The sequence below is a fragment of the Krasilnikovia sp. MM14-A1259 genome, assembly GCF_047159535.1.
In the GTDB taxonomy this organism is placed as follows: Bacteria; Actinomycetota; Actinomycetes; order Mycobacteriales; family Micromonosporaceae; genus Actinoplanes.
In genome coordinates this window covers 4596984-4619292 of sequence record NZ_BAAGAJ010000002.1, presented here as the reverse complement: position 1 = coordinate 4619292, position 22309 = coordinate 4596984, and the positions used below count along the sequence as shown (strand labels likewise).

Here is a 22309-nt window from a genome sequence, read left to right as displayed (position 1 = left end):
GTCGATCAGGCATGCTGTTCGGCGAAGCCATGCCTATTCTCCCGGCGGGCAGACGCTCGCTCAGCCCTGGTTCCCGCGCCGGCCTCGGCGCGGCTCTCGTGCTGCTTGCCGTCGTGTCGGCGGTCGAACTCGCGGACGGCGGCGACGTGAACTTCGTCGGCCTGCTGGCGGCCGTGCCGTTCCTGGCCGCGGTGTTCGCCTCGTGGCAGATCGTTCTCGGCGCGGGCGCGTTGGCCGCGGTGGTCGGCACGGCTTTCGCCGGGTCGCACGGGCGGTTCGACATGGTGGGCATGGTCAACGTGCTCGGGGTGATGCTGGCGACCGGGATCGCGGCGAGCGTGGCCACGATCCGGCAGCGCCAGGCGGACCGGATCGCGGAGCTGCTGCGGCTCGCGGCGGTCGCGCAGCAGGCGGTGCTGCGGCCGATCGGTCCGCAGGTCGGCTCGCTCGCGGTGGCGGGCCGCTACATCTCGGCGTCGGCAGCCGCCGACATCGGCGGCGACCTCTACGAAGCCCTGGACACCCCGTACGGGGTGCGGATCATCATCGGCGACGTGCGGGGCAAGGGCCTAGACGCGGTGCGCCTGGCCAGCATCGTCCTGGGCTCGTACCGGCACGTGGCGTACGAGCGGGCGGACCTGCGCGCGATCGTCGCGGATCTGGACCGGGCGGTGGCCCGCAGCGTGGGCGACGAGGATTTCGTCACCGCGGCGCTGGTCGAGGAGCGGGGCGGGACGTTGACGATCGTCAACTGTGGACACCCGGCGCCGTTGCTGCTGCGCCGCGGCGAGGTGATCGCGCTGGAGCCGCCCGCCCCGGCGCCCCCGCTGGGCTTCATGCCGGTCGCCCGGCCGCGCGTGGAGCGGCTGGAGCCGGGCGACCGGTTGCTGCTGTTCACGGATGGTTTGGGCGAGGCACGCCGGGAGGGTGAGTTCTTCCCCACCGCGGACCGCGCCTGGCGGCTGCTGGGTCACGGCACCGTCGGCGACGGCCTTGCCTCGCTGGAAACCGCTCTCGTGGACTGGGTTCACGGCCGGCTGGACGACGACATCGCCCTGGTGCTGCTGGAGTACTCCGGGCGGGACGGCGGCGCCTCCGTACCCATGCCGAGCTGGGAGGTCGGCGCCGCCGGCAGCTGAGCCGCCTTCGTCGTCAGGCCGCGTCCGCGGGCGCGTCGTCGGGCGCCTCCGCGGCGGGGCGGGCCGGGTCGGGGTCACGACCCCCCGGGCCCGGCACGACCGTGACCTGGGCGCGTGCGGTGAACTTCTCGGGCTGGCGGTGCCGGCCCACGTACGCGCGGGGCTGCTGGTCGGCCTGGCGTGGCTCTGGAATCAGATTCTTGATCGTGGCGAACATCGTGACCTCCCCAGGTCGTTCGCCGCCATGTCGGCGGTCGGCGAGCTGTCCCTGCTCTGCGGGTACGCGTGTGACGCGTACACCGGGAGCAACGAGCCGGGGGGCCCTCCGATACTTCCGGGAGGCGCGCCGGTCGGCAAATGACCGAATGGCGACACCGGTTCCACCTGATCGAGGGCGATTGGTCGCTTTTTGATGCTCAGCAAAGTTCGGGCGCGGGTTGTCGACGCCTACCCGCGGGTAATACAGTGCTGGTTACTGACGAGTAACACGCGTTCGGGAGGCGGGGCCAAGCACCATGACTCACTACAAGAGCAACCTGCGTGACCTTGAGTTCAACCTCTTTGAGGTGTTCGGGGCTGACAAGGCGTTCGGCCAGGCGCCGTTCGACGAGATCGACGCCGACACCGCGCGCGACGTGCTTGCCGAGGTCAACCGCCTCGCTCGCGAGGACCTGGCGGCGAGCTACGCGGATGCGGACCGCAACCCGCCGAAGTTCGACCCGGCGACGCACACGGCGGATCTGCCCGCCTCGTTCAAGAAGTCCTTCGAGACGTTCATGGCGTCCGAGTTCTGGCGCCTCGACCTGCCCAGCGAGCTCGGCGGCACGCTCGCCCCGCGCGCCCTGTGGTGGGCCATCGCCGAGCAGGTGCTCGGCGCCAACGCGCCGATCTGGATGTACTCCTCCGGCCCGTCCTTCGCGCACGTCGTGCACGTCGAGGGCACCGAGGAGCAGAAGAAGTGGGCCAAGCTTTTCGTCGAGAAGCAGTGGGGCTCGACCATGGTGCTCACCGAGCCCGACGCGGGTTCGGACGTCGGCGCCGGTCGTACCCGGGCCATCCCGCAGCCGGACGGCTCGTGGCACATCGAGGGCGTCAAGCGCTTCATCACCTCGGGTGAGCACGACCTGAGCGACAACATCATCCACTACGTGCTGGCCCGCCCGGTCGGCGTCGAGGGTGTCGGTGGCCCGGGCACCAAGGGCCTGTCGCTGTTCATCGTGCCGAAGTTCCACTTCGACCCGGAGACCGGCGAGATGGGCGAGCGCAACGGCGCCTTTGCCACGAACGTCGAGCACAAGATGGGCATCAAGGTCAGCAACACCTGCGAGATGACCTTCGGCGAGCACGGCATCCCGGCCAAGGGCTGGCTGCTGGGCGACGTCCACCAGGGCATCCGCCAGATGTTCATGATCATTGAGTACGCCCGGATGATGGTCGGCACGAAGGCCATCGCGACGCTGTCGACGGGCTACCTCAACGCCCTGGAGTACGCGAAGAACCGCGTTCAGGGCGCGGACCTGCTGCAGAACGCGGAGAAGGACGCCCCGCGTGTGGCGATCACCGCCCACCCGGACGTACGCCGCTCGCTGATGCTGCAGAAGGCGTACGCGGAGGGCATGCGCGCCCTGGTGATCTTCACCGGCACGTGGCAGGACAAGGTCGCGATCGCCGAGGCCGCCGGCGACGAGAAGGCCGCCCGGGCCGCCGCCCGAGTCAATGACCTGCTGCTCCCGCTGGTCAAGGGCGTCGGCTCGGAGCGGGCGTACGAGCTGCTCGGCCACGAGTCGCTGCAGACCTTCGGCGGTTCCGGCTTCCTGCAGGACTACCCGCTGGAGCAGTACGTCCGCGACGCCAAAATCGACACCCTGTACGAGGGCACCACGGCGATCCAGAGCCTCGACCTGATCTTCCGCAAGATCGTGAAGGACCAGGGCCGGGCGCTGTCCGTCCTCGCCACCGAGATGCAGTCCTTCGTGGAGACCGAGGCCGGCAACGGCCAGCTCAAGGAGGAGCGGGCCGCGCTGGCCAAGGCCCTCGGCGAGCTGCAGGCCATCCTCGGCATCGAGATGGGCTGGCTGCAGGCCGTCCAGGGCGGCGAGGCCCGCGAGCTGTACAAGGTGGGCCTCAGTTCCCGCCGCGTGCTGCTTGCGATCGGCGACGTGGTGATCTCCTGGCTGCTGCTGCGCCAGGCCGAGGTGGCTCTCAAGGCGCTCGGCGGCGAGCTGAGCCCGGCGGACCAGAACTTCTACACCGGCAAGGTGGCCGCGGCTCGCTTCTTCGCCCGGGAGATCCTGCCGCGCGTCGGCGCCGACCGCCGGATCATCGAGAACACCAACCTCGATCTGATGGACCTGCCCGACGAGGCGTTCTGACCCGAACGCTCCCCCGATACGACGAGGGCCGGTGGACAATGTTGTCCACCGGCCCTCGGCGCGTCCGCGCCTTCCTCAGGCGCGGGCGGTGTGAACCGTGACCAGCGGCAGCGCGCCCGGCTCGGTCTGCGACCACGGACCCGGCACCCGGTGCACCGCGATCCCGGCCGTCTTGAGTTCCGCCATGTCGTACTCGCCGTCGTCGCCGCGTAGCAGCAGGCTCACATCGGACATGGTGGGGTTGTGGCCGACGACGAGCACGGTGCCGGAGTCCTCCGGCACCGCCCGGAGCAGATCGATCACCTCGGTGCGGCCGCCCGCGTACAGGCCCGGGTCGTAGCGCACGTCGGGGGCCGCACCGGCCGGATCGGCGTCGGCCAGCGCCATCGCCACCGCGTGCCAGGTCTGCCGCGTCCGCATGGCGGGGGAGCAGAACACCAGGTCCGGACGCAGGCCCTCGGCGGCCAGCCACGCCCCGGCCGCCCCGGCGTCCGCCCGGCCCCGGTCGGTGAGCTGCCGCTCGATGTCGGGGAGCTCTCCGGGGGTTTCCGTCTTGGCGTGGCGCAGCAGTACGACAGTGCGTGCGGTCATGCCGAACAGCTTGCCTGATTGAGCTTCGGGTCACCTGGGTAAACACGCGCATCGACGTACCGCTGTCGTCACCGGCGGCGGTGGCGACGAGCCAAGGAGGGCCCCATGGGCATCGGCGGAAGCATCTTTCTCCTGGCGTTGGGGGCGATTCTCGCGTTCGCCGTCAACGCCCACATCAGCGGTCTCGACCTCAATGTCGTCGGCTGGGTCCTGATGGCGGCCGGCCTGGTCGGGCTCATCATCACGATCTGGTACTGGAACAGCCGGCGCCGCGCCGTCGTGGTGAACCGGGGCCGCCCGGTAGCGGGTGGCACGGTCAGCGAGTACCGGGAGACCCGTTCCGCGGATGCGCCCCCACCGCCTCCGCCGCCGGGCTACTGACGGTGTACCGCGCGGGCCGCCCCCGCCGGGCGGCCCTTCGGGCATCCAGCGCCGCGCCGCCTCGACCAGCGACCGGTGCGCGGCGTCCGGCATGACGTCCGGGGGGCAGCCTCAGATCTGCCGCGTTCAGATTTGCCGCGCTCAGGCGTAGAGGGCGAAATAGATCGCGATGTGGTGCAGGATCGCCGCCACCAGCGTGCAGGCGTGGAAGAACTCGTGGTGGCCGAACACCGTGGGCCACGGATTGGGGCGGCGCAGGGCGTAGAACACCGCCCCCACGCTGTACGCCGCGCCCCCGGCGGCCAAGAGCACCAGCACGGTCACCCCGCCGTGATGCAGGACATCCGGAAGGATCGCGAGCGCGGCCCAGCCCAGGGCGAGATACAGCGGTGCACCCGCCCACCGGGGCAGATGCGGCCAGATCATCTTCAGCGCGACCCCGGCGGCGGCGCCGATCCAGATCATGCTCAGCATCAGCGTGCCCGTGGGGCGCGGTAGCAACAGGACACAGAACGGCGTGTACGTGCCCGCGATGAAGATGAAGATCATCGAGTGATCCATGCGCCGCATGATCTGATAGCCGCGGTCGGTCCAGAACCGGCGGTGGTACAGCGCGCTGACGCCGAACAGGCCGCACACCGTGAAGCTGTAGACCAGGCAACTCAGGAACGGGGCGATGCCTGGCCGGCTCGCGGCGATGGAGCTCAGCACGATGCCGCAGACCACGGCGACGAAGAATGCGTACTGGTGGAGACGGCCGCGCAGGCGCGGCTTGCCGAGGTCGGCAGGCTTCATCCGGAGCGGGGCGGAGGTCGTCACGGCTCTAGGTTACGGCACCGTAGGTTACCAGTGGGTAGTGTTTGGTCTCACGACACTCCACCTTCGTCCAAGCCCCGCAGAACCAGCGGCAGGCGCGCGGGTGCACCTTCGGTGACACGTACCGGCACCCCCCAGTCCTGCCTGGTCAGATGGCATGCGGCGTGCTCGACGTCAGCGTCGCACGTGGCCGCCTGCGCGACGACCTGCAACACGCCATGGGTCAGCGCCGGATTCACCACCAGGCTCCGCGACAGCTCCGTGCCGACGCCCGCGCCCGCCAGCAGGAGCTCCGGCGGCGACGCCGAGACCTCCAGTCGCGTCGACGGCCCGTACGTGTCGTCCAGCTTCTGACCCGGCGCCGGGGTGAAGATGATGTCCAGCGTGACCTCGCCCGGGGCCAGCGGTGAGGGCGGCCGTTCCACGCGGTGCCGCTCACCCGCGACCGTGTGCACCGCCCCCGGCGCCAGCCGGATCAGCCGGTGCGCGGCCGACTCCACCACCAGCACCGCGCCCGCCGAGGTGACCAGCACGTCGCTCGGCTCGGCGAGCCCCGACTCCACCGTGGATACCGCGCCGGTGCCCGGGTCGAAGCGGCGCACCGCGCCGTTGTACGTGTCCGCGACCAGTACCGCGCCGTCCGGCAGCGCCGCCACCCCCAACGGGTGCTGCAGCAGCGCCTCCTTGGCCGGGCCGTCCACGTGCCCGAAGTCGAAAAGGCCCTGGCCGATCGCGGTGTGCAGCACCCCGTCGGCGATCCAGCGCAGGGCGGACGTCTCGCTGTCCGCGATCCACAGCCGGGCCCCGTGCACCGCCAGGCCCGACGGCTGCGCCATCCACACGTCCGGCAGGGGGCCGTCGCGCAGCGCCTCGACCGTCGTCCCCGCGTACACGCCGGTGGTGCCGCGTGCCGGGTCGAACCACCAGAGCTGGTGAATGCCGGCCATGGCGATCACCACCCGGTCGTCGTACCAGGCGACATCCCACGGGGAGGACAGATTCGCGGCGAGCGCGTCCTGCTCCGGGCCGTCCGCGGCGGCGCGCCACGGGTAGCCCGTGCCCGCCACCGTACGGACCTGGCCGGTCGACAGGCTCAGGCCGCGCAGCAGGTGGTTGACCGTGTCCGCGACCACGACGTCGTACCCGGCCTGCTCCGCGACCGCGGGGGGCAGCAGGCACATGCCCTGCGGTTCGGAGAAACTCGCGGCGTCCGCCGGGCCGTCGTCGCGGCCCCGCTCGCCGGTACCGATCCGGCGTACCGGGGTCTCGCCGTCGGCGGCCAGCTCCACCAGGGAATGCCGAGCCGAATCCGAGACAAGTAGGTGCCCGGAGGGCAGCTCGATCGCCTTGCCCGGGAAGCGCAGCACCGTGTCCGATGCCGCGGGCGGCACGTACGGGCCGTCGCCGCGGCGCAGCGTGCCGGCCGCCTCGTGCTGGGCGATCAGCTCGTCCAGCATCCGGGACAGCCCCTCGGCGTGACCTTCCCCGGCCATGGACGCGACGAGGTAACCCTCCGGGTCGATCACCGCGAGGGTGGGCCAGGCCTTGGCCGCGTACTGCTGCCACATCAGCATGTCGGCGTCGTCGAGAACCGGGTGGCTGACGCCGTACCGTTCGACCGCCGCGGCCAGGGCCTGCGGGTCGCGTTCGTGCTCGAACTTCGGCGAGTGCACGCCGATGACCACGAGCGTGTCGCCGTACCGCTGCTCCAGCGGGCGCAACTCGTCCAGCACGTGCAGGCAGTTGATGCAGCAGAACGTCCAGAAGTCGAGCAGCACCACGCGCCCGCGGAGATCCTGCAGGCTCAGGGCCCGGCCGCCCGTGTTCAGCCATGCGCGGCCCTTCAACTCGGGTGCACGGACGCGGGGGCCGAGGGCGGGCGCGGGCGACGTCATGGGGTTCAGTGTGCCAACGGGCTCGTCCGGCGCTGATGCGGGGCCGAGACACGACAGTGTCCCGCGGTGTGGCCTCGCCCCGGGTCGGATGGTCGGCGCCTACCATGCTGGCGGTGACCGTATCCGCTTTATCCGTCGATGTCGGATCCGCGCCCGCGGCACCGGTCGCCGCCCCGCCGCGGCCCCGCCAGTACGCCCTCGACGCGCTGCGGGTCCTCGCCATTTGCGGCGTCGTCGCGATCCACGTGGTCAGCCAGTACGTGGACAATCCGGCCCGCGGCAGCCGAAGCTGGTGGATCGCCACCGCCATCGACCTCGGAGCGATCTGGACCGTACCCGTCTTCGTGATGATCAGCGGAGCCCTCGTCCTCGCCCCCGCGGCGCACCGCGCCGGACCGGCGGCGTTCTACCGCAAGCGGTTCGCCCGGATCGTCCCCGCGCTGATCGCCTGGCATGTGATCTATCTCGTCGTCGTCCGCATGCTCCTGCGCGGCGAGCACCTGACCGCCAAGAGCGTCACCAAAATGCTGATCGACGGCAAGACGTACACCGCCCTGTACTTCCTGTGGCTGATCGCCGGGCTGTACATCGTGGCGCCGGTGCTGGCCGCCTTCCTGCATGCCGGCATCGAGAAACGCGCGAAGATCATGGCCGGGGTGGCCCTGGGCTGGACGCTGGTCGCCTTCATGATTCCCGAGCTGGGCAGGACGATCGGCCTGAGCCGGCCCCTGACCCTCGGTGCCTGGACCATGTGGTGGCCCTACGTCGGGTACTTCCTGGCAGGCTGGGCCCTGCGCCGCACCCGGTTGGGCAGCCGCGGCATCGTCGTGGCCTCGCTGCTCGGCCTGGCCGTGCTCATCCCCACGATCCGGTGGTACGGGGCCGGTTACCCGCATCCCGCGCTACGGATCCTGTTCCCGGTGGGCTACCTCGGGGCGACCGCGGCCGTGGCCGCGATCTGCCTGTTCATCGTGGCGCTGAGCATCGGCGCACGCCACGAACCCGGACCGCGGGCGGCAACAGTGCTGGTACGCCTCTCCGACGCGTCGTTCGGCGTGTTCCTGGTGCACCTGCTGATCCTGGCGGTCATCCGGTCGGCGGCACCCGACCTCCCGATCGGTACGTCGCTGGCGGCGGCGTTGGCGACCTGGGCAGCCGTCGTCGTCACCTCGTTCGCGATCTCCATCGGTGCGGCACGGGTGCCGTACCTGCGCGCGATCTTCTAGCGGGTCAGCCGTTGGGTTTGAGGCAGAGGACCTGGGTCTTGTTGCCGTCCGTGGGGTTCAGCACGTACGGCTGGCCCGGGTCGGGGCACTTGTCCTTACCCTCCACGATGGACACCACCTGGTAGGACCCGGCGTCGCCACACGTCGCCTTGACCGCCTCATCGCCCGCACGCTTCACGCAGTCACCCTGGCTGACGCTGAACGCGGCACCGGAGCCGGAGCCACGCGAGATCAGCCACACGATGCCGAAAACGATGCCCAGCACGATCGCGGCGCCGAGCACCACCATGACGGTGACCGGCAGCACCCGTACATGCGGGGTTTCCGGCTTCTCCGGCGTCGCGTCGGGCGTACCCGTCGGCCCAGGATCGCCAGCCGCCACAGCCTGCCCTCCCGAACCGGGCCAATTGGGCGTCGCGTCGGATCCCGCCTGCCCGGGCCACTGGGCCGTCGGGTCGGCACCCGCGGCGGTGGGCCAAGGAGGACCGGGGTTCGCGTCGGCGGGCCACGGCGCGGCCGGGTTGGCGTCGGCGGGCCACGGCGCGGCCGGGTTGGCGTCGGCGGGGCCGGACCAAGGCGCGGACGGACCGGAATCAGCGGGGGCGGACCACGGCGCGACCGGGTTGGGATCGACCGGCCCGGCCCACTGCGCGGTGGGCTCGGCGTCGGCGGGCCCGGCCCACTGCATGGTCGAGTTGGCGTCGGCCGGGCCGGACCAGCTCGCGGCCGCATCCGGGCCGGGAGGAGTCACCGTGGCTCGCGCTGCCGCGCCGGGGAACACCCCGCCCGGCATGGAGCGCGGGTCCGGGCCGGGCTGCGGCGCCGCATCCGGCTCCGTCTGCGGCGGGAAGCCGTCCACCATAGGCGGGCGGGCATGCATCGACGGCAGCGCGGGCTCCGGCACATACGGCTTGTCGACCGGGTTGCGGCCCGCCATGTCGGTGGTGTCCTCGCCGTACCGGTCGAGAGGGTTGTCGCGTCCACGGCCCGCGCTGTCCGCACCGGAATCCTGGAACGGCGCGCCCGGTGACTCCGGCGCGACCTGCGGCGCCACGCGCGCGCTGGCCGTGGCCCGGGCCGGGGGACGGTTACCGCCCGGGGCCGGGGTCTTGGGGCCCAGCGGGGGCAGGTCCTGCGACGGGCCGCCGAGCTCACCGCCGGTGGGCTCATCGACCCGGCGGCCGGGGAACGGCGACACCGAGGCGAGGCTCTCGTCGGCCTGGGCCGCCGGGCGGCCGTAGACCCGTGCCTGCGGGGGTGCCGCCGGCCGGGGTTCCTCGGTGTCCGGCGCGACCCGGCTGGCTACGGGCACCGAGGCGCTGGCCGACACCGGGCGCGCGGAACCGGTCACGGACCCGGACTGCTCGCTGGGGTCGCGGGGTTGCGGGACACTGCGCCGCGCCTCGGCCATAACCGGGCCCGCGCTGCCCGGCGCGGCACCCGGCGATCCGGGTAGGGCGGGCGGGCCGTCCGCGCCGAACGATGCACCCGGGACTCGCTGGGCAAAGCCCGGGCCATCCGCGTCGGCGCGGTCCGGCGACGGAGCGCCGGAACCGAGCCGTGCGACCGGCGGCGCATCGAACGCTGCGGGGCTGCCGAACGGGCGCAGCCCGTCGGCCGGTGTCGTGTCGAACGCTGCGGGGCTGCCGAATGGGCGCGGCCCGTCGGACGGCGGCGCTTCAAAGGTTGCGGGGCTGCCGAATGGGCGCGGGTCATCGGTCGGCGGCGTGTCGAACGGCCGCGCGTTGGTGAACGGCCGCGGTCCGTCGGCCGGCGGCGTCGCGCCGGCGTTCCAGCCACCCGGGGCCGCCGGGTCCGCGCCGGCCGCGCCGAACGCCGAATCCTCGGGCCGACGGCCGTTGAGTGGCGCGAGTTCGGGCGAGTCGCCGTCGAGGGCGGGGCGGCGGGTGCGGATCGGCAGGCCGTTGTCCGCAACGCGTTCGCCGAAGGCGTCGGAGGCCGGTGTCGTACGCGCGGCGAAGCCACCGCTGTCACCGACCATCGAGGGCGGAGGGGCGTCGGGCAGAGCGCCGAGCGTGGCACCGGGCACGCGGGGCTGCTGGTCGCCGAACGCGGCAAAGCCCTGGGGAGCGTCGTGATCGGTGCGGGACGCGACCGGCGTGCGACGTTCGTCACCGGGGAACGTTCCGCGGACGTCGGGACCGAACCCGCTGACCTGCGGCGCTCCGGCGGAGGCGGGCTCGTCGCCGGACCGGCGCCCGAATGAGGACTCGGGGCTCCATGCCGAGCCCGGCGCGGGCGATGCCGCGGCGGTGGGGGGAGCCGGAGGCGAGAACGGTGACGGGGCCGCGTGCATCTCGCCGGCAGCGTCCCCGGGGTCGCCCAGCATTCCGCGCGTGGGCGATCCGGGTGCGAACCCTTGGATGTCGCCTCGGACGTCGAGCGGTGCGCTGGTCCCCGACCGGTACGGGTGTGGCTCCTCGGCAGCATCGAACGGATTCCGTTCCGACGCCGGGCCGGGGGTGGCAGGGGGCGGCGGCGCCCAGGCCGACGGAGGCGGCTGGTCCGAGCCGGGCGCACCCGAGGTGGGGCGGCCACCGGCGAACTCGGTCACCGGACCGGTCGGGGGCACCGCCGGAACGACGAACGGGGAGCCGCCGTTGGGGGTGGCGTGCGGTGGCGGGGCGTAGACGTTGGGGTCGGCGGCCGGCACCTGCGCCCGCCCGGCGGCCGGGGGGACCTGCGCGTGTCCAGCGGCCGGGGGAATCTGCGCCGATCCGGCGGCGGGCGGTGCCACCGACCGGGCGGACAGCGGGTGTCCGTCGGATCCGGGCGGGAACCGGTCGGCGCCGAAGTGCTCGGCTCCGTCGCCCGACGTGGCCTCGGCCGGCGGTCTGCCGGCGTGCTGCCCCTCGGACGTCATACGCGCCTCCTCCATACCTGTCGCCGTGCGGCCTTGCACGGACGCGGCCACCGGTCGTCGGACCGGCGGCCATGCCGGTTGCCCGGCCGGGCCGTGCGGGGTCGCCGGCTCCGGTGGAGCGGTGGCCCCGGTCGCCGTCCGGCCGGCCACGCCGGGTAAGACGACCAGTGCCCCACCGTACCGGTCGGTGCGGGTCGTCGGAATCCCGGTGTACTTCCTTAAGGTGCTCGTAAACCGCCGCTGGTTGCGCCGACCGGCGCCGCGACCTGCGTGTTTGTGATCACGACCGGCACGGGAAAAGGTGGGCTGTCCCGATGGCGGGAGCGCCCCGAGAAAGCCGAACGGCCCGCCCGGAAGGACCGGGCGGGCCGTTGTGCTGTCTGGATCAGATCGGCCGACGCTGGGCGAAGATCGCGATCTCGTCTCGCATGGCCTGAGTGGGTGCCGAGTGCCAGGCGCGGTCGATGGCGCGCTCCTGACTCTTGGCGATTCGGCGGCTTCGGATGCGGTCGATGGTGGTGCTGGCGCGGCTCACGGTCCCTGCCCTCGTCTTTGCTGCTCGTCTGTGTGGCACCACCAGTGTGGCGCACACGAGGACGAGACCGCAAACGATTCTGGGGTGATGACGCGCACTTGACCTAAGGATCGAAGGCCGAGAAACCCACTTGCCGAATAAACCTCGGCGGTCCTAGGTCCAGGACAGCAGCGCCCCCTCGGGGTCGGAGAGGAACGCGCCGACGTCGCGCAGGAACTTCGATCCCAGCTCGCCGTCGATGATCCGGTGGTCGAAGCTGAGTCCCAGCGTGGTGACCTGACGGACCTTGATCTTCCCCTTGTGCACCCACGGCATGGGACGGATCGCCCCGAACGCCAGGATCGCCGACTCGCCCGGAGGCAGGATTGGCGTACCCGTGTCGACCCCGAACACCCCGACATTCGTGATCGAGAACGTGCCGCCCTGCATGTCGGCGGGCGGGGTCTTGCCCGACTTCGCGGTTTGCACCAGCCCGTTGAGGGCGTCGGCCAGCTCACGCAGGGTGAGACGTCCGGCGTCCTTGACGTTGGGCACGATGAGGCCCCGCTCGGTGGCGGCGGCGATGCCGAGGTTCACGTACTCCTTGACGACGATCTCATTCGTCGCCCCGGACCACGTCGAGTTGACCATCGGGTGGCGCCGCAGCGCGACCAGGACCGCCTTCGCCACGAGCAGCAGCGGCGAGACCCGCACGTCGCGGAACTCGGGCCGAGCCTTGATCTTCTCCACCGTCTTCATCGTGCGCGTCACGTCGAGCGTGAGGAACTCGGTCACGTGCGGCGCGGTGAACGCCGACGCCACCATGTTCTCCGCGGTCAGCTTGCGCACGCCCTTGATCGGGATGCGCTGCTCGCGGGTGCCGTCGGTGACCAGGGCCACCGGTGCCGCGGCGACCGGCTCCGGCGCGGCGGCCGGGCGGGCCGCTGCCTGCTGGACGTCCTCCCGGGTCACCGAGCCGAGCGGGCCCGACCCGGCGAGCGTGCCGAGATCCACACCCAGGTCCCGGGCCAGCTTGCGGACCGGCGGCTTGGCGAGCACCGGACCGGCCCGGTGCGCGACCGGAGCCACGGCAACGGGAGCGGGCGCGGGTGCCACGGGTGCGGCCACGGCGGCGGGTGCCGAGGGAGCGGCAACGGGCTCCGTACCGCCGGTGCGGGGACGGCGCTTGGCCGCGGTGTTGCGCGGCCCGTAGCCGACCAGGATGGCCGTACGGCCGCCCGGCGCGGGGCCGCCGATGAGGCCCGGCTCCACCGCGCCCTCGGCCGGCGCGACCTCCACGGCCGCCAGCGACGCCGCGGACGGCACCGGTGCGGTGGGGGACTCCACGGACTCCGCGACCGGGCCCGCGCCCGGGTCGGTGTCGATCGCGATGATCGGCGAGCCGACCTCCACGGTCGTCCCGGCCTCGTGGAAGATCTTCGTGACCGTGCCGGCCCACTTGGCAGGGATCTCCACCGCGGCCTTGGCGGTCTCGACCTCGACGATCGGCTGGTTCAGCTCGATCGAGTCACCCACCTTGACCAGCCAGGACAGGATCTCACCCTCGGTGAGCCCCTCGCCCAGGTCGGGCAGGTTGAACTCCCTGATCCGCGACATCCGGGTCACCAGCCGAACGTACGGTCGACGGCGTCCAGCACCCGGTCGAGGTCCGGGAGGTATTCCTCCTCGACCCGCGCGGCCGGGTACGGGATGTCGTAGCCGGACACCCGCAGCACCGGGGCCTCCAGGGAGTAGAAGCACTCCTCGGTGACCCGGGCGGCGATCTCCGCGCCGAGGCCGACGTTGCCCGGGGCCTCGTGCACGACCACGCAGCGGCCGGTACGGCGCACCGACTCGAACACCGGCGCCATGTCCAGCGGCGAGAGCGTCCGCAGGTCGATGACCTCCAGGTCACGCCCGTCCTCGGCGGCCGCGGTCGCGGCGTCCAGGGCGGTCTTGACCATCGGGCCGTACGCCAGCACGGTCGCGTGCGCGCCGGGGCGGATCAGCCGGGAGGCGTGCAGCGGGTACGCGCCGGACAGCGAAGCGTCCAGCTCGACCGGGCCCTTCTCCCAGTACCGGCGCTTCGGCTCGAAGAAGATCACCGGGTCGTCGGACGCGATGGCCTGCTGGATCATCACGTACGCGTCGGACGGGTTGGCGCACGTCACGACCTTCAGGCCGGGGGTGTGCGCGAACAGCGCCTCGGGCGACTCGGAGTGGTGCTCCACCGCGCCGATGCCGCCGCCGTACGGAATCCGGATGACCATCGGCAGCTTGACCTTGCCCAGCGACCGGTAGTGCATCTTCGCCACCTGGGTGACGATCTGGTCGAACGCCGGGAACACGAAGCCGTCGAACTGGATCTCGCACACCGGCCGGTAGCCGCGGATGGCCAGGCCGACCGCGGTGCCGATGATGCCGGACTCGGCCAGCGGGGTGTCGATGACCCGGTCCTCGCCGAAGTCCTTCTGCAGGCCGTCCGTGATCCGGAAGACGCCGCCGAGCTTGCCGACGTCCTCGCCCATGATGACGACCTTGGGGTCGTTCTCCAGGGCGCGGCGCAGGCCGTGGTTGAGGGCCTTGCCCAGGGTGATCGTCTCGGCCATCAGTGGCCACTCCCCTCGAACGAGGCCTGGTAGCGGGCGAACTGCTCGCGCTGCACGTCCACCTCGGGCGAGCCGTGGGGGTAGGCGTTGTCGAACATGGTGACCGGCTGCGGGTCGGGCATGGCCAGGACGCGCTCGCGCAGGGAGAGGGCGACCTTGGCCGACGAGTCGTCGACCTCGGCGAAGAACGTGTCGTCGGCGAGCTTCTGCTTCGCCAGGAACGCGCGCAGCCGCAGGATCGGGTCCTTGGCCTGCCAGGCCTCGACCTCGCTGGCGATCCGGTAGCGGGTCGGGTCGTCCGAGCTGGTGTGCGCGCCCATCCGGTACGTGTACGCCTCGATCAGGGTCGGGCCCTGGCCGTTGCGGGCGTGGTCCAGGGCCGCGCGGGTCACCGCGTACGTGGCCAGGACGTCATTGCCGTCCACCCGGACGCCGGGGAAGCCGTAGCCGGCCGCGCGGCGGTACAGCGGGATGCGCGTCTGGCGCTCCAGCGGCTCGCTGATCGCGTACTGGTTGTTCTGGCAGAAGAACACCATCGGGGCGTGGAACACGCCGGCCCACACGAACGCCTCGTTCACGTCGCCCTGGCTGGTCGCGCCGTCACCGAAGTATGCGATCACGGCCTCGCCGTCGGGGCTGCCGGTCTTGCCGTCCATGGTGATGCCCATGGCGTAGCCGGTCGCGTGCAGCGTCTGCGAGCCGATGACGATCGTGTACGTGTTGAACTTGAACTCGTTCGGGTCCCAGCCGCCCTGGTCCACGCCGCGGAACAGGCCGAACGGCATGATCGGGTCGATGCCGCGGCAGTACAGCACGCCGTGCTCGCGGTACGTGGGGAACGCCATGTCCTGCGGGCGCAGCGCCCGGCCGGAGCCGACCTGAGCCGCCTCCTGCCCCAGCAGGCTGGCCCAGATGCCCAGCTCACCCTGTCGCTGCAGCGCGGTCGCCTCGGCGTCGAGCCGGCGGACCGTCACCAGATCCCGGTACAGCTCGCGGTACTCGTCGTCGGTGAAGTCGACCGAGTACGTCACGCCGTCGTCGGTGGTGACGCTGTCGACGCGCTCCCCGTCGGGGGTGAGCAGTTGCACGAACCCACCGGCCGGTACGTCGGCCCCGGGTTCGCTCGTGCCCTTCGCCATCCGTGTCTCCCTGTTCCTTCATCTGGGCCTGCGGCGGGTGTTGCCCGTCCGCGCGGCTGACCGCGCTCCCGGCACCCGCCGGAAGCTGTGTCGCCGCGCCTGGCCCGGGTGGGGTTGCCGCGCGGCGGTGTCAGCGGGGCAGGCCCCGCCGGGGAGCGACGGTCCCGCCGGGCGCTCCGCTGGTCGGCGAAGGCGACGGCGGCGGTGCCGTCGCCCCCCATCCTGACAGAGAACGTGAGTGGCACCACAGGTCGGGTCGATCACAGTCGGGAAATGTTGGCGAGCAATTGGCAGACTCCTTTGTCCGGTTAAGCACTTTTCGTGTGGTCACGAACGTACGAACAGCCGAGCTGCCCCGCTGCCGAACCGTGGATCCCTCGTTCACCTCAGCACTGGAGAGATAGCCGGATGCGATTTCGTTGATCTTCCGGCGGCCGGGTGCAGAGGAGGGTGCTGGTCGTGCCGGAACCGGACGACGACGACGGGCTCGTGCCGCCCATGAAGGTGTTGCGCAGGCGGCTCAACGGCGTATACCGCGCCGACGGGCTGTCCGCGCCGACCAGGCGGTACATCCTGATCGTCGTGCTGCTGGTGGGGCTCGCCTCGCTGCCCACCCTGGCCGCCATCACGGCCGGCCGGGACTACCTCGGCCGGGACCGCACCGGGGCCATGGACGTGCCGCTGTTGCCGCCCCCGTCCGGCGGTCAGGTCGTGCCGGCGCCGGGCGGTGTCCCCCAGATCACACCGCAGGCGAGCGCCGATGCGGGCGCGCAGCCGGCTCCCAGCGAGACTGCGCCCAGCGCGTCTGCCACGCCACCACCCGGGGATGCGGACCCGGGGGGCGAGCGGGCCACAGGGGCGGCCGGGCCGTCCGGATCGTCCGGATCGTCCGGATCGGAGGGTGGTCATCCGGAATCCGACGGCGAACGGTACGGGCACACCCGGCCGCGCCCGGGCGGCGGTTCGCCGACCGGAACCCCTGGCGGCTCGCCGTCCGGCGGAAGCAGGCCCGGCGGTTCGCCGTCCGGGGGCGGGAAGTCCGGGGGTTCGCCGTCCGGGGGTTCGCCGTCCGGTGGTGGCAGGCCCGGCGGTTCGCCGGGAGCCGGCGGTCCGCAGGGCGGAGGCGGGGAGCCCGGTGTCCCGCAGGGCGGAGGCGGGGAGCCCGGTGTCCCGCAGGGCGGAGGCGGGGAGCCCGGTGTCCCGCAGGGCGGAGACGGGGAGCCCGGTGTCCCGCAGGGCGGAGACGGGGAGCCCGGTGCTCCGCCGCCCGGCGAGAGCGGTGACCCGGGGACGCCGCCGTCCGCGGAGCCCGGATCCCCTTCGGCCGAGCCGGGCACGCCACCCGCGGGCGGGCCGCCCACCGAGCCCGGCACCCCGCCCGCGGAACCTGGAACCCCCTCTCCCGGGAATCCGGACACACCCTCGCCGGAAGAACCCGGGCCGCCCGCGGAACCGGACCCGTCGGGACACGAAGCGCCGCACGGGTGGCCGGACCATCCGTCCGAACCCCCGTCCTGGTGCACCGACGATCACCGCTGCTGGGATCCGTCGCCGGAGACCACCACCACCGGCCCGTCCATCGACAACTGGAGGTCAGACATGGCCGAACGACCGCGTAACCTGCGTACCGCCACTGCCGCGGCGCGGGCCCACAACAGTCACCGGTACATCGGGTACGGCAACGGCTGTCCCCAGGCCAACCGGCCGTACTGGGGCAGTCATCGGGCCGGGGACCGGCGGTGGGACGACTACGGCTGGCCGGGCTCCCGGGCGGGCCGCCACCACGCCGACCCCGACGATCCGCCGTCGTGGTGGTGAGTCAGGACGGGTCGCCGTTCAACCGGTGGCGGTTGGCGTCGATCCACGCGTCGATCGCCTCGGCGTCGTTCGGGTCGACTCCCTCGGAGATGAGCTGGGCCACCGCGGCCGTGGCCGGGCTGCGTCGCTCCCCGGTCGCGTAGAGCCGGGCGAACTCGTCGATCATCTCCTCGACCACGGTGCCGGTCTGCTCGACCGCGGCCTCGGGCAGGTCCCGCCGCCGGGTGGCGTACGCCGACCAGGCCCGGGTCACCCGCGGCAGCATCGCGGCGTCGTCCATGTCCAGCACGGCCCGGCGGTGCACCCAGTCCAGCAGGAACAGCCCTGCGACTGCGGGACTCCAGCGCAGCGGGTCGGCGTCGGGCAGCCCGGTCGCGTGATCGAGGATCAGGCTCAGGCAGAAGTGCAGCGAGGACAGTTCGTCGTCGCCGCGCACCGCGGCCAGCCCGCCGTCCTTCGCCTCGGCGGAGGCGAGGAAGTCGCGCACCAGCCGCTCACGGTCCGGCGCCGCCGGCTCGGCCGGCTCGGGCAGTGGCGGTGTGGTGGCGGCGGGCAGCAGCGCCAGCCGGGCGGCGGCCAAGGCCCGGTCGGTCGCGAGGGAACCGTCGTCGGGCAGATCGCCGAGGCCGTCCGTGACCTCCAGATGCCGGCCCACCTCGACCCGCACCCGGCCCGGATCCTCCTCGCGGAACCAGGTCAGCTCGTCGGTCGCGCACATCTGGCGGACCTGGCCGAGGATGCGCTGCGCCGGGCCGCCGACGAAGACGTCCTTGGTGATGCCGATGTTGTGGTCGATCAGCGCCACGACCGCGTGGTCCGGCCCGCCGTCGTCGCTGTCCTCGTACGCGAAAGTGACCAGATAGGACGTCTGGTCGCCGTACACGTCGCCGTACGCGTAGCAGCCGGTGGCGTGGACCCGGCCCAATTGCGCGCTCCACGCCGGAGCCTGCGCGCCGGGGCGGACCTCGGCTGCGCCCGCGGCGTCCGGCACGAGCGTCGCGAAGACCTCACGGATCGTGGTGGCCGCCGCGGTACGCCGGCGCGCGGTCGCGGTGAGGAACCGGCCGACGAACTCGCGCACCGCCGCGGCCCGGTCGTGCTCGGCGACCGCGTACACGCTGCCGAGCAGAGCGGTGCCGAGCATCTCGGCGTCCAGGGCGCAGTCCAGTTTTGCCACGTCGCGGGCGGCGTGCAGGACCGCCTCGTACGGAGTCTGGGGTGCGGCCATGCCGCTCAGCGTACCCGTCCGTGCGCATTGCGCAGCTAGTCGGAGCGCACCGCGATGAGCGCCTCGCGGGCCTGCGCGTACGCGTTCAGCACCTCGCGGACGGGCGCCACCACGTGCTCCCGGGCGACCTCGGTGACCGACGCGCGCAGGCGCTTCTCGGCCCGTCGCCGGGCGCGTCGGGCGCCCGCGGCGATCACCGGTCTGAGCAGTAGGGCGACCAGCACCCCGAGCAGCAGCCCGCCGAGCAGCAGCAGCGTCGGCAGCGGGACGGCACCCACCGTCGGGGCGCTCAGGTGCGGCAGGCCGAGCGCGCGTGCCGCGTACCCGATGATCAGCCAGCCGAGGCCCGCGAGCGCGGTCAGGGTGAGCAGCCACTGCAGCAGGCCCACGGCGCGCCACCACGTCGGGGCGCGGCCCATGCCGAGGTCGGTCGCCGCGACGGCCCGGTCGAGCGCGTCCGGCAGGTCCGCGGCGCGGGAGCGCGCGGCGGCGTGCAGCGGCGGCGCCCACACCGCGGGCAGCGGCGCGGCGGCCCGGTTCGCGACGGCCCGCACGCTGAGCGTCACCGCGGCGCGCTGCGCCGCACCGGCCTCCGGCAGGGAGGTACGGGCGACCGGTGCGTCCGGTGGTGCCTCACTGGCCGGTGACGTGTCCAGGTGCAGCCGCTTCAACGGGTCGGGCCGCAACCGGCGCAGCCCGCGTACCAGCGGCCACCCGGTCCCGGCCGCCGCCCGGTGCCGGTACGCGTTCCCGGCGGCCTCGGCCACCGCGGGCACCCCGGCGGAGGCGGCGAGCGACCCGGCGAGCTGCCGTACGGTCGCCCGGTCCACTTCGTCCTCGGCGGCCGGCGGGCCCATGGTGGCCGCCAGTTGTTCCCCGACGGTGTCCAGGTCGCTGCCGAGCCGCCGCAGCGCGGCGCGGCGCTGCGTCACGGTCTGCTCCAGGGCGCCGCGCAGGTCGGCCAGCATTCCGGGCTGCTTCGCGGAGGTCGCCAGGACCGGCGGCGCGCCCAGCCCGTCCTCGTCGAGCAGTCGCCGGAGATCGTCGAGGACCAGATCGGTGTCCGACGAGGACAGCCGGTCGGCCTGGTTGAGCACCACGATCGTGACGCCCGCGTGCCGCCGGAACTGCTTCAGGTACGCCTGGTGCAGGACACGGTCGCCGTACTTCTGCGGGTCCACCACCCAGATGATCAGGTCGACGAGGCCGAGAAGCCGGTCGGATTCGAGCCGGTGGCCGCGCTCGACCGAGTCGAAGTCGGGCAGATCCAGCAGCACGAGCCCGTGCAGGGCGGCCTCGTCGTCGCCGTCGAGGGCGCTCTCCCGCAGGAACCGCTGCCGGGGCAGCACACCGATCCAGTCGAGCAGCTGCGATGCCGGTTCCAGGGGGCCCCACACGCACGCGTGCGCGACACCGGTCGTGGGCCGGCGCACCCCCACGGGTGACAGTTTGAGCCGGGCCAGCGCATTGAACAGGCTGGACTTGCCGCTGCCGGTGCTGCCCGCGAGTGCGACCACGGTGTGTTCGCGGGACAGGGCCAGCCGGTTGCCGGCGCGCTCGACCAGGGTGTGCGCGGCCACCAGGTCGTGGTCCGGCAGGTGCGGGTCGACCGCCCGCAGGAACCGTTGCAGCGCGTCGATCCGGTCGGTGAGCCGGGTCGCGTCCGCCTCGGGCAGGTCGTCGTCGGTGCGTGGGTCGCGGACCCGGTCGATCAGGTTCATGGTGTGCCCGCCTCGGCGGGAGTCGGGGCGGTCAACGCGAGGTCCTCCCGGGCGCGTTCCACGTCGGCGGCGGCGCGGCGCAGCGCGGCCCCGGGCTCGGGGTCGAGGCCCACCGCGGCGGTCCGGGCGCGGTAGCGGGCGGCCTCCGCGTCCAGCAGGGCGTCGACCCGGGACAGCAGGTCCGTGCGGGCACGACCGGCCAGCGTACGGATCGCCTGGTCACCGAAGAGCGCTTCGAGCACCTTCTGGGCGGCGACCGTGGTCCCCGCGCCGACGGCCACTTCCAGCCCGGTGGGGATGAACGCGGTCGTCGTGAACACCGCGACCATCACGGCCAGCCCGGCGCCGTTCGCCGCGTACGCGGCACCGCGGGCCGCCACCCGCTTGTCGCCGCCTTCGGTGCGGACGAGGTCGAGCACGAAATGCTGCCAGTCGCGGACCACCCGCTCCGCGCGTTCGGGCAGGTCGGCGGAGGGCTGCTGCAGCTCGGGCTCCAGCAGGGCGGCACCGGCCGGGTGCGCCTGCCACGCCGCGTACGCCTGCTCCGCGGCGTCGGCGGCGAGGCCGCGGAGCAGCGTGACGAGCTGGGATTCGAGGGCCGCCTGCAGGTGGTGCCCGGGGGCGGGGCGTCCGGTGACGGCGGAGACGATCCGGTCGCGCAAGCGCCCGATCCGGGACTCCAGACTGCGCAGGAACTCGCCCGTACCCAGGAACTCCTGCCACCGCGCCAGCACCTCGCCGCGCAGCAGGTGCCCGTCGCGCAGCCCGTCCTCGATGGCCCGCCGGGCCGTCCGGTACGCCGCGGTGACCCGTTCGTCCAGCGTCCGGGCGGCCTCCGCCTGCTCGTCGGCCGCGGCGGCCAGCCCCTCCACGGCCGGGCCCAACGCGGCCAGCGCGCCGTCCAGCGTCTGCCGGACGACCGCGGCCCGGGCGCTCGCGTCCGCGGCGAGCCGTGCGAACCAGTCGTGCAACGGCCGGACCACGTCCTCGGCGAGCAGACCCTGACCGTCGAGCGTGGTCTCCGGGAGCACGAACAGCGGCGCCGCGGTCAGGTCGTGCGCGTCGAGCATCTCGCGCAGGTGGGCGGAGACCTCCCCGGCGGCTTCCTCGGGGGCGCGGTCGAGCACGAGCGCGATGACCGTGCCGCGCAGCCGCGCGGTGGTGAGCAGTTCCCACGGGACTGCGTCCGCGTACCGGGCCGCCGTGGTGACGAACAGCCACAGGTCCGCCGCGGCGAGCAACTGGGCCGCGAGCGCGCGGTTGCGGTCCACCACGGAGTCGATGTCGGGGGCGTCGAGGAACGCGAGCCCGGCGCCGAGCGCGGGCGCGGCGACCAGCCGCAACGCGCCCGGATCCGAGGTGGACTCCGCGGTACGGGTCAGCCCGGGCAGCAGCTCCCCCTGCCGGAACCAGGCCAGATCCGCCGGGTGGCTGACCAGTACGGGCGACCGGGTCGTCGGGCGCAGTACCCCGGCCTGGCTGACGGGCGCCCGGACCAGGCTGTTGACCAGGGTGGACTTCCCGGCGCCGGTGGAGCCGCCCACGACGACCAGCAGCGGGGCGTCGAGCCGTCCAAGCCGGGGCAGCAGGTAGTCGTCGAGCTGGGACACGAGTGCGGCCCGGACCCGCCCGGCCTCGACCGCGGACGGCATGACCAGCGGGTACGCCGTGCTGTCCAGGGTGGTCCGGAGGCGGGACAGCGCGGCGCGTCCGGCGGGCTCCGGGCGGACGGATTCACCCATGTCCGTCGATGTGTCGCCGGGGGGTGGGTTGCGGGGCTCGGGGAGTTGCGCCTCCCGCACCTTGGGTTTTCTGCCCGCCGTGGGACCTTCCGGGTCGTGTGCGGGGGCGACGGCGGGCAGGGCCGGTGCTCCGGCCGCGTCACCGTGCGTCGTCACGGGGTAAAGCGTGCCCGATCTATGCAACGCAGACAACAGGTGCCGCCCGGCCGTGACCGGACAGGTATGTCCCTCCGA

17 protein-coding genes are annotated in these 22309 nt (G+C 72.9%); 5 read left to right on the top strand and 12 right to left on the bottom strand.

Translation table 11 applies throughout. The annotated features are described in order from the left end of the window. Positions 1-11: 11 nt before the first annotated feature. A complete protein-coding gene (locus ACMCNK_RS20930; protein WP_412738082.1) occupies positions 12-1139 on the top strand; it encodes a PP2C family protein-serine/threonine phosphatase in 1128 nt (375 codons plus the stop codon). A 13-nt stretch (positions 1140-1152) separates the two neighbouring features. On the opposite strand, the gene ACMCNK_RS20925 is transcribed toward ACMCNK_RS20930, so the two are convergent. Further along, a complete protein-coding gene (locus tag ACMCNK_RS20925) occupies positions 1153-1356 on the bottom strand; it encodes a hypothetical protein (protein ID WP_412738081.1) in 204 nt (67 codons plus the stop codon). A 298-nt stretch (positions 1357-1654) separates the two neighbouring features. On the opposite strand from ACMCNK_RS20925, the gene ACMCNK_RS20920 reads away from it, so the two are divergent. Beyond that, complete coding sequence (locus tag ACMCNK_RS20920; protein ID WP_412738080.1) at positions 1655-3511, top strand: acyl-CoA dehydrogenase; 1857 nt, start codon at positions 1655-1657, stop codon at positions 3509-3511. A 75-nt stretch (positions 3512-3586) separates the two neighbouring features. On the opposite strand, the gene ACMCNK_RS20915 is transcribed toward ACMCNK_RS20920, so the two are convergent. Beyond that, entirely contained in the window at positions 3587-4102 is a 516-nt protein-coding gene (locus ACMCNK_RS20915) for a SixA phosphatase family protein (protein WP_412738079.1), read from the bottom strand. A 105-nt stretch (positions 4103-4207) separates the two neighbouring features. Between ACMCNK_RS20915 and ACMCNK_RS20910 the strand changes: the two genes are divergently transcribed. Beyond that, positions 4208-4483: a DUF6458 family protein gene (locus tag ACMCNK_RS20910; RefSeq protein ID WP_412738078.1), complete on the top strand. Its 276-nt coding sequence runs from the start codon at positions 4208-4210 to the stop codon at positions 4481-4483. 141 nt (positions 4484-4624) lie between these two features. On the opposite strand, the gene trhA is transcribed toward ACMCNK_RS20910, so the two are convergent. Together trhA and ACMCNK_RS20900 are read right to left on the bottom strand one after the other, a co-directional pair. Next, positions 4625-5302 carry a PAQR family membrane homeostasis protein TrhA gene (trhA, locus tag ACMCNK_RS20905; protein ID WP_412738077.1) on the bottom strand — a complete coding sequence of 226 codons (678 nt, stop codon included), beginning with the start codon at positions 5300-5302 and terminating at the stop codon, positions 4625-4627. Between the two features lie 47 nt (positions 5303-5349). After that, positions 5350-7194, bottom strand: a complete 1845-nt coding sequence (locus ACMCNK_RS20900) for an NHL domain-containing thioredoxin family protein (protein WP_412738076.1) — start codon at positions 7192-7194, stop codon at positions 5350-5352. A 113-nt stretch (positions 7195-7307) separates the two neighbouring features. On the opposite strand from ACMCNK_RS20900, the gene ACMCNK_RS20895 reads away from it, so the two are divergent. Beyond that, on the top strand, positions 7308-8420 hold the full coding sequence (locus ACMCNK_RS20895; protein WP_412738075.1) for an acyltransferase: 1113 nt from the start codon (positions 7308-7310) through the stop codon (positions 8418-8420). Positions 8421-8424: 4 nt separating this feature from the next. Here the strand turns inward: ACMCNK_RS20895 and ACMCNK_RS20890 are convergent, their stop codons facing one another. The 5 genes from ACMCNK_RS20890 to pdhA all read right to left on the bottom strand — a co-directional run bounded on the left by ACMCNK_RS20890 (position 8425) and on the right by pdhA (position 15566). After that, a complete protein-coding gene (locus ACMCNK_RS20890) occupies positions 8425-11304 on the bottom strand; it encodes a hypothetical protein (RefSeq protein ID WP_412738074.1) in 2880 nt (959 codons plus the stop codon). 385 nt (positions 11305-11689) lie between these two features. Next, positions 11690-11839: a hypothetical protein gene (locus ACMCNK_RS20885; protein WP_412738073.1), complete on the bottom strand. Its 150-nt coding sequence runs from the start codon at positions 11837-11839 to the stop codon at positions 11690-11692. A gap of 153 nt (positions 11840-11992) precedes the next feature. Next, positions 11993-13444: a dihydrolipoamide acetyltransferase family protein gene (locus tag ACMCNK_RS20880; protein WP_412738072.1), complete on the bottom strand. Its 1452-nt coding sequence runs from the start codon at positions 13442-13444 to the stop codon at positions 11993-11995. Beyond that, the gene (locus ACMCNK_RS20875; RefSeq protein ID WP_412740934.1) at positions 13441-14430 is read right to left on the bottom strand and encodes an alpha-ketoacid dehydrogenase subunit beta; all 990 of its coding nucleotides are present in this window, start codon (positions 14428-14430) and stop codon (positions 13441-13443) included. The genes ACMCNK_RS20880 and ACMCNK_RS20875 overlap by 4 nt, the downstream gene beginning before the upstream one ends. Further along, positions 14427-15566, bottom strand: a complete 1140-nt coding sequence (pdhA, locus tag ACMCNK_RS20870; RefSeq protein ID WP_412738071.1) for a pyruvate dehydrogenase (acetyl-transferring) E1 component subunit alpha — start codon at positions 15564-15566, stop codon at positions 14427-14429. Before pdhA ends, ACMCNK_RS20875 begins: the two co-directional genes overlap by 4 nt. 459 nt (positions 15567-16025) lie before the next feature. On the opposite strand from pdhA, the gene ACMCNK_RS20865 reads away from it, so the two are divergent. Further along, positions 16026-17384 (top strand): hypothetical protein, encoded by a 1359-nt coding sequence (locus tag ACMCNK_RS20865; protein WP_412738070.1) that lies wholly within the window; start codon positions 16026-16028, stop codon positions 17382-17384. Position 17385: 1 nt separating this feature from the next. On the opposite strand, the gene ACMCNK_RS20860 is transcribed toward ACMCNK_RS20865, so the two are convergent. Genes ACMCNK_RS20860 through ACMCNK_RS20850 form a run of 3 tightly spaced genes read right to left on the bottom strand, consistent with a single transcriptional unit; the run spans position 17386 to position 22231 of the window. Further along, positions 17386-18612 carry a hypothetical protein gene (locus ACMCNK_RS20860; protein WP_412738069.1) on the bottom strand — a complete coding sequence of 409 codons (1227 nt, stop codon included), beginning with the start codon at positions 18610-18612 and terminating at the stop codon, positions 17386-17388. Between the two features lie 35 nt (positions 18613-18647). Beyond that, positions 18648-20333 (bottom strand): GTPase, encoded by a 1686-nt coding sequence (locus ACMCNK_RS20855; RefSeq protein ID WP_412738068.1) that lies wholly within the window; start codon positions 20331-20333, stop codon positions 18648-18650. Next, a complete protein-coding gene (locus ACMCNK_RS20850; RefSeq protein ID WP_412738067.1) occupies positions 20330-22231 on the bottom strand; it encodes an ABC transporter in 1902 nt (633 codons plus the stop codon). Before ACMCNK_RS20850 ends, ACMCNK_RS20855 begins: the two co-directional genes overlap by 4 nt. Between the last annotated feature and the right edge of the window lie 78 nt (positions 22232-22309).